The 6,683-nt window shown below is 42.0% G+C and carries 6 protein-coding genes and 5 tRNA genes; 1 reads left to right on the top strand and 10 read right to left on the bottom strand.

Annotated features, from left to right (window positions below):
• The 10 genes from cas10 to K6C05_RS08170 form a co-directional block, all read right to left on the bottom strand.
• On the bottom strand, positions 1-1,757 hold a 1,757-nt coding region (cas10, locus tag K6C05_RS08215; RefSeq protein WP_296733509.1), incomplete at its 3' end, for a type III-A CRISPR-associated protein Cas10/Csm1.
• A 296-nt stretch (positions 1,758-2,053) separates the two neighbouring features.
• Positions 2,054-2,128: transfer RNA gene (locus K6C05_RS08210), tRNA-Cys, on the bottom strand.
• 5 nt (positions 2,129-2,133) lie between these two features.
• Positions 2,134-2,209 (bottom strand) — tRNA-Gly (locus K6C05_RS08205).
• A gap of 42 nt (positions 2,210-2,251) precedes the next feature.
• Positions 2,252-2,326, bottom strand: a tRNA-Cys gene (locus K6C05_RS08200).
• Positions 2,327-2,331: 5 nt separating this feature from the next.
• A tRNA-Gly gene (locus K6C05_RS08195) sits at positions 2,332-2,407 on the bottom strand.
• Positions 2,408-2,447: 40 nt separating this feature from the next.
• Positions 2,448-2,524: transfer RNA gene (locus K6C05_RS08190), tRNA-Asp, on the bottom strand.
• Between the two features lie 80 nt (positions 2,525-2,604).
• Entirely contained in the window at positions 2,605-3,699 is a 1,095-nt protein-coding gene (gene mtnA / locus K6C05_RS08185) for an S-methyl-5-thioribose-1-phosphate isomerase (protein ID WP_296733512.1), read from the bottom strand.
• An 18-nt stretch (positions 3,700-3,717) separates the two neighbouring features.
• Positions 3,718-4,389: a class II aldolase/adducin family protein gene (locus tag K6C05_RS08180; protein ID WP_296733506.1), complete on the bottom strand. Its 672-nt coding sequence runs from the start codon at positions 4,387-4,389 to the stop codon at positions 3,718-3,720.
• A 334-nt stretch (positions 4,390-4,723) separates the two neighbouring features.
• Complete coding sequence (locus tag K6C05_RS08175) at positions 4,724-5,137, bottom strand: universal stress protein (protein WP_296733504.1); 414 nt, start codon at positions 5,135-5,137, stop codon at positions 4,724-4,726.
• 14 nt (positions 5,138-5,151) lie between these two features.
• On the bottom strand, positions 5,152-5,778 hold the full coding sequence (locus K6C05_RS08170) for a DUF4867 family protein (RefSeq protein WP_296733502.1): 627 nt from the start codon (positions 5,776-5,778) through the stop codon (positions 5,152-5,154).
• A 236-nt stretch (positions 5,779-6,014) separates the two neighbouring features.
• On the opposite strand from K6C05_RS08170, the gene thiD reads away from it, so the two are divergent.
• The coding region (gene thiD, locus K6C05_RS08165) for a bifunctional hydroxymethylpyrimidine kinase/phosphomethylpyrimidine kinase (protein ID WP_296733499.1) at positions 6,015-6,683 on the top strand (669 nt) is incomplete at its 3' end.

The following is a 6,683-nucleotide window of genomic DNA, read 5'->3' as shown; positions in this document are numbered from 1 at the left end:
AGCATGCCATCACATAAAACATTAATATAGCATTTAAAGAATAGAGATAATTGTCTCGACAATGCTGCTGTACGCCCAATAGTGTTATATCTTAATGGTAATCCAGCCATAAAAGCCGCTCCAAGATTATCTACATCAGCCCGCAAAATACCAAGTCGCTTTATACCCGATGATTCAGAGGACCCGCCTGTCATTTCCACTAATTCCCGGAAATCCATAACTTTTCCATGTTTATCTTTGGTGACATAATCCCCCATCCAAAGTCTAGTCGCCATTAAGCTTCCAGTATACATGATATTTTTGGTGTATATTCTAGTTGCATTCAAGCAGCACTCTTCTACTTCATCCAAATTATATACCGATAAAAAGCTACTCTTAGCCATACCTGGCAATTCTACAGAAATCCTATCACAAGCAGGAGCGTCAAAGACAGCCAAGACATCTCCCTTCAAAAGACATTCACCTAAATCTCGCAATGATTTACAAAGGGGACATGCCTGTGCTCCATCTCCATAATCCACTAATGCTAACGATGAATTATGACATATACTACACTCCTTACTATGGTCTTGAGTTTTGTTAATCTCACTGTCAGCAGTAAATAAATCCTGCAAATCATGGATACTATAACGGCAATGCTTATCCTGACTAATCTTATCACGCACCGATTTATATACGACGCCTAAGCGATTAGTGTCATTTACCCGAAAATCATCACCAGAGCATTCGGCCCACCCTAAAGAGAGATATAGGCCACTCCCCCATTGCTTTAGGAACCATTTATTAATCTTCTCCTGTAAGTCCTTTAATAATTCTTTAACAGTATTGGTGTTTGGCAATAAAACATAAAAATTTCCCCCACCAGAATAAAGAAGATTCGCCCTAGTAAGATTTAGGTGTTCAAGCAATTCATCAATGATATTTTCCAAAAGAATATCCAAATAAAAAGAGCGCCCTCGCAAACTCTTTAGTGCACCTGCGGAAGGTATAGTATAAATAAACTTTTGAATACCCGATAAATCACCAGATGCCAACAAATATGTATTTTCTGCACGAAGCTGTTGAACTTTATCGGTAAAACAATAAGTTTTATAATCCTCTATCCCTTTATCGTTGAAATAATCATACAAACACGCTGCAATCGCAGCTGTCAATTTTTGATGATCATATAATGATATATCAGCCGCTTCATCAGTTGCCGTACTGGATGGTATGAAACTGGCAATAGCCTCTAAGATTTGGAGCATTTCATTTGGATTCATCAAATCAGGAGCACATCGTTTGAAATTACTCTCAAGCTCCTGTAACAATTTGGTATATTCAGCAGAAGTTGCCTTAATAGTCCCCTTTAACTCCGGGTAATATAATTTACCATTTTGGAGTAACGCAGTTAGCGGAAACACCGTATTTGTACCATTACCGGAAAAAGCATTAAAAACATTCTCCAGTGCTGTCTCAGGATTAAATGATGTACTATTGTCCTCATCATTTTTTCTTCTATCTGTACTTGCAGCGATATTATCTGCCTCATACACTATATACGATATGTCATCAGATGCAGCATTTAAATGTTTTAAGACATGGGCATGATGATATTCAACAGGACGCAAAAACAAAGGATTATCGGAAATGAATTGTTCCAAAAATTCTGCTCCCGCTTTCGAATGTGTACCTTTTCCTGGACAGGCCCTTATTACAATTTTCCCCAAGTCATGCAATAAAGATGCCATAATAAGGTTATATTTTTTTTGATCCATAATAAAGCTCCCATTAATATTTTAGATTCTATAAAAATTCCACTGGTTATCTTCTACAACGATTTAAGTTTTTCCTTTAATATTTTTAACGATTCCTTTAATATTTTTAACGATTCCTTTAATATTTTTAATGATCTCTTTATATTTCAATATCAAATAAATAAGATGCCTTTATAAATCTATAAATAGGCGCGACATTCGCACTAACCTATAGGTATACAAAAGTTGTTTTTAATAAATATAAATAATTTATACAATAAAAAAGTCCCGGATATAAATCCGGGATAAATTACATATGGAGGTGCCACCCAGATTCGAACTGGGGAATAAAGGTTTTGCAGACCTTGGCCTTACCACTTGGCGATGGCACCATGTATGGAGCGGAAAACGAGACTCGAACTCGCGACCCCCACCTTGGCAAGGTGATGCTCTACCAACTGAGCTATTTCCGCATTTTATGATATTAAATTAAAACAGAATCCGCTGTAAAAAAATGGAGGTGCCACCCAGATTCGAACTGGGGAATAAAGGTTTTGCAGACCTTGGCCTTACCACTTGGCGATGGCACCACATATGGAGCGGAAAACGAGACTCGAACTCGCGACCCCCACCTTGGCAAGGTGATGCTCTACCAACTGAGCTATTTCCGCATTTTCCAGATACACCTACCCACTTTACAAAAAAATAAAGTGGCGACCCGAAGGGGACTTGAACCCCTGACCTCCGCCGTGACAGGGCGGCATTCTAACCAACTAAACTACCGGGCCACGAATCGTCGCCTGTGACGACGATAACTATTATAAGGGATATACAGTATCTTTGTCAACAAAATTAATGCCTTCAGCCATTATTGGTGATTAATGCCGGAGACTTTACGCTGAAAGATTCCCTTAAGACTTTCACTATATGGTGCCCTGGCTATGCCATACTCAGTGATAATACCGCTTATCAGCTCATTATCAGTGATATCAAAGGCAGGATTGAAAACCCTGACGCCTTCAGGAGCCATACGCCGTGTATACCACATTTCAGTTATTTCCTCAGGTTTCCTTTCCTCAATCCTTATATCATTCCCTGTCGGTGTAGCCATATCAATGGTGGCTGTTGGAGCACATACATAAAAAGGTATATCATAGCGCTTTGCCAGAGCTGCTACCATGGATGTTCCAATTTTATTGGCCACATCCCCATTGGCGGCCACCCGGTCACATCCAACAAAGACTGCATTTATCCAGCCGTTGCGCATCACCATTCCAGCCATGTTATCACAAATCAGTGTAACATCAAAGCCTGATTCCTGCAGCTCAAAGGCTGTCAATCTGGCGCCCTGCAAAAGTGGTCGGGTTTCATCGGCATATATCTTAAAATGATAGCCCTTTTCCTTGCCTAAATACATAGGTGCTGTAGCCGTACCATATTTTACGGCCGCCAACTTGCCGGCATTGCAATGCGTCAAAAGGCCATCACCGTCTTTAATTAGCGTGAGACCATACTCTCCAATTGCCCGGCATACCCATATATCCTCATTCCGTATTTCCTGAGCTTCCCGCCGGAGTGCGTCCACTATCTTACCTATGCTTTGATTTCTGTGGGACAGCACTACCTGCTCCATTCTGTTTAACGCCCAGGACAGATTTACTGCAGTTGGTCTGGATGAATCCAGATAATCCTTGGCTTGACGAAACTTTCCCAGAAAGGCCGAAAACTCTTTCTCGTCCCTGGCAATCTTTTTTGCTTCAAGATAAATCCCGATCCCGGCAGCCACACCAATAGCTGGTGCCCCCCGTACCTTAAGCATATATATGGCATCCCATATATCCTTTAAATCCGTGAGCTCAAGAAGCTCTGTGCTATAAGGCAGCTTTGTCTGGTCGATAATGACCAGGGCACTTTTTTCATCATCCAAAGCTACAGTATCATAATCCATAATATTCATAGTAATATCATCCCTGTCCTGACTTTATTTCTTGGGCAACAGCTTGATTTCAGCCGGATATGCCCATTTCTTCAATTCCTCATTTGGTATACAGGCCGGTTCCTTTCCCGGCCCCAAAAGGGTCAAGGTCCTGTAGTATATTTCTGCCAGCTCCTCCACATATGCTGCCTTCAGCAGTGCTTCTTTTATATCCCTGTCCACTGCCACTGCGCCATGACTTTCCAGCAGTGCAACATCAGATATGGATAAAGGCTCTACCACTGACTCAGCCAGGGCCATTGTACCCGGCCTGCCATATTCAGCCACAGGAATATATCCCTGTTGACAGCCAAGATTCATGATTTCATATACAATGGCAGGTATTTTTTTCTTTAATATGGCAAAAGTAACGGCAAATTTTGAATGGGTATGAACCACTGCATTTACCTCAGGCCGTACCTCATAAATCTTCAAATGCATCATGGTTTCACTGGTAGGGCGTTGTCCCGTTTCAGCCTCCACTACCTCACCCATGGAATTCACCACTACAATATCATGATAGGTCATTTCATTTCTGTCAAGTCCGGTGGGGGTAATACAAATAAGACCACTGTCCATATCCCTGACGCTGAAGTTGCCCGACCTATGGCGGCACAGTCCCATTTTTTCAGCTTCCACAGCTACCCTCAACACTTTTTTCTTTATATCATCAAGCATGCTTTATCTCCCTGTTGCTCACAATAAAATCATTTCAAGGCACAAAAAAGCCTCCTCCTTCGACTGACCTTCTGTACCACTTGCCTTTTACTGTCCTATTTACCGTTTAACCACAAACAAAAGGGGCCTTTTCTCAAATGGAAAAATAGTAAATCACCCAACTCGAAGTCAGAGGCTTTATTAAACCTGTATTCATATTTTTTCTGCAGAAAAACAATACTCCACTCAGTATTTTACAAGGCAAAATATATTTCCGGATGTTATGATTTCTTTCCTGTTCACATGGGGAACAGGCGCATATTTAACCTCGTCGTTATGAATATTTGCCTTTTTATCATTTGGCTATCAATACCGAGCACGGTGCCTGCTCCAGCACATTACGGCTGACGCTGCCCATCAATATACCTTCCACAAGGCTCAGCCCCCGGCTTCCCATGATAATCAGGTCAACTCCGTTATCAGTAGCATAATCCACAATCTTCTCATAGGGAATACCTACATCCAGCACCGTTTCACATTTCATACCCTCCGGCAGCTTTTCCTTGATTTCGCCAAGAATTCGATTTCCTTCCTCGGTCAGGGAATCTATAATTTCCTGACAAAGATGAACAGATATGGCCGCCTGCTGTATATTGACCACAAAATAGAATATTACCTCAGAGCTCTCCAGCCCTGATAAATGTATAGCCTGAGTAATGGCCTTTTCAGATTCCTCAGAGCCATCCACCGGTACTAAAATCTTTTTCATAACTATCTCCCCCCTCAGTAAAAATCAGCCACGGACAAATTCCTTCCCTTGAGCTGTCCTACATAACCTGTCTCTCCGCTTTCCTCATGAACTAAAAGCCACTTGTTGACTGCATACAGCATAGAGGCCTCACCTTTTCCCACAGGCCTGTTGCGCAATGGTTCATTGGTCCCCCTTGGCAATATAACTCCACTGCGAAATTCATTTCCCTTTATCCCGCATGGTGCATAATGCAGCGTAGTAGCATATATTTCCACCACTGTTCCCCTCGGCACCAGGAATGCCTCGACCTTTGATGTATCATAGGAATTATCTGAATAATCAATATCCCACCTATGACCAACCATAAGTATCATGTCCGTACCGGCTATATTTATTTCAGAATCACGGTGGTATTCCAATCCATTAAGCTTGCTGTTATATCCATGACAGCAACCAAATTCGATGGGCATATCACCATATACTGTATCTGAAAAGTCCCTAAACAGGCTTAAGCCCTCAAACGCAGGGATAACAGCTTCATAGAGCACCTGCCCCTCAGGTGCCACCGGCAGCTTTGTTACCTGATTTAAAAAATCGGACACATCCATTTCCAGGACTCGTCCATAGGTTGTAAAGGCCGTATCATATACATCCTTCATCACATAAACCTCCGCATCCTCATCTGCCTACCTTATTCGTCGCAATATGTTTTAAATCCTGCTGATATGCTCAAAGTTTTATATGGCAGCATGTTCATCCGCTCTGCAAAAAGATTATGTTGCCAGAAAATAACATGGGCCTTATACTAAAAAGCAGGTTGTATCATAAAAACGAATTTACTCAATGACATCTTGCATTAGAGTTAAATTTAAGTCTGATCTGGCATCAGGCTTAAATGCAGAAAAGAAAGGGGTTTACCATTAAAATGAAATCTGTATTGACTATTGCCGGCTCTGATTCCAGCGGTGGCGCCGGAATACAGGCTGATATAAAAACCATTACCGTTCACAAGCTGTACGCCTCCAGTGTAATAACAGCCCTGACGGCTCAGAACACCACCGGTGTACAGGCCATCCACAATGCGCCACCTGAATTTGTCGGCCAGCAGCTGGACGCCGTTTTCCAGGATATACGCCCTGATGCTGTAAAGATAGGCATGGTTTCCAGTCCGAAAATCATACAGATAATATCTGAAAAGCTTCGCCAATATGAAGCCATGAATATCGTAGTAGACCCGGTCATGGTGTCCACCAGTGGTCACAAGCTACTGGAGGATGATGCCAAAGAAAATCTATGTAAGCTTCTATTGCCTATAGCCAGCGTTATTACTCCGAATATTCCTGAAGCTCAGATACTGGCTGATATGGAAATAAAGAATCTGGAGGATATGGAAGAAGCTGCAAAGATTATTGGCAGTAAACTTTACGGTGGCGTTCTGGTAAAAGGCGGTCATTTGAAGGAAACCGCTACAGACTTACTCTATTACAACGAAGAATTCAACTGGTACCGCCAGGAGCATATAGATAACCCTAATACCCACGGAACAGGCTGCACCCTGTCATCT

Source organism: Anaerovibrio sp. (genome assembly GCF_024697385.1).
In the GTDB taxonomy this organism is placed as follows: Bacteria; Bacillota; Negativicutes; order Selenomonadales; family Selenomonadaceae; genus Anaerovibrio.
The sequence above is the reverse complement of the archived record's forward strand: the minus strand, read 5'-3'. Positions and strand labels throughout refer to the sequence as shown.

What these genes read in the sequence shown, in the direction of transcription:
- K6C05_RS08170 (WP_296733502.1), bottom strand. Translation starts at nt 5,778, where the DNA reads ATGAAGGATGTATATGATACGGCCTTTACAACCTATGGACGAGTCCTG.
- K6C05_RS08180 (WP_296733506.1), bottom strand. Translation starts at nt 4,389, where the DNA reads ATGCTTGATGATATAAAGAAAAAAGTGTTGAGGGTAGCTGTGGAAGCT.
- K6C05_RS08175 (WP_296733504.1), bottom strand. Translation starts at nt 5,137, where the DNA reads ATGAAAAAGATTTTAGTACCGGTGGATGGCTCTGAGGAATCTGAAAAG.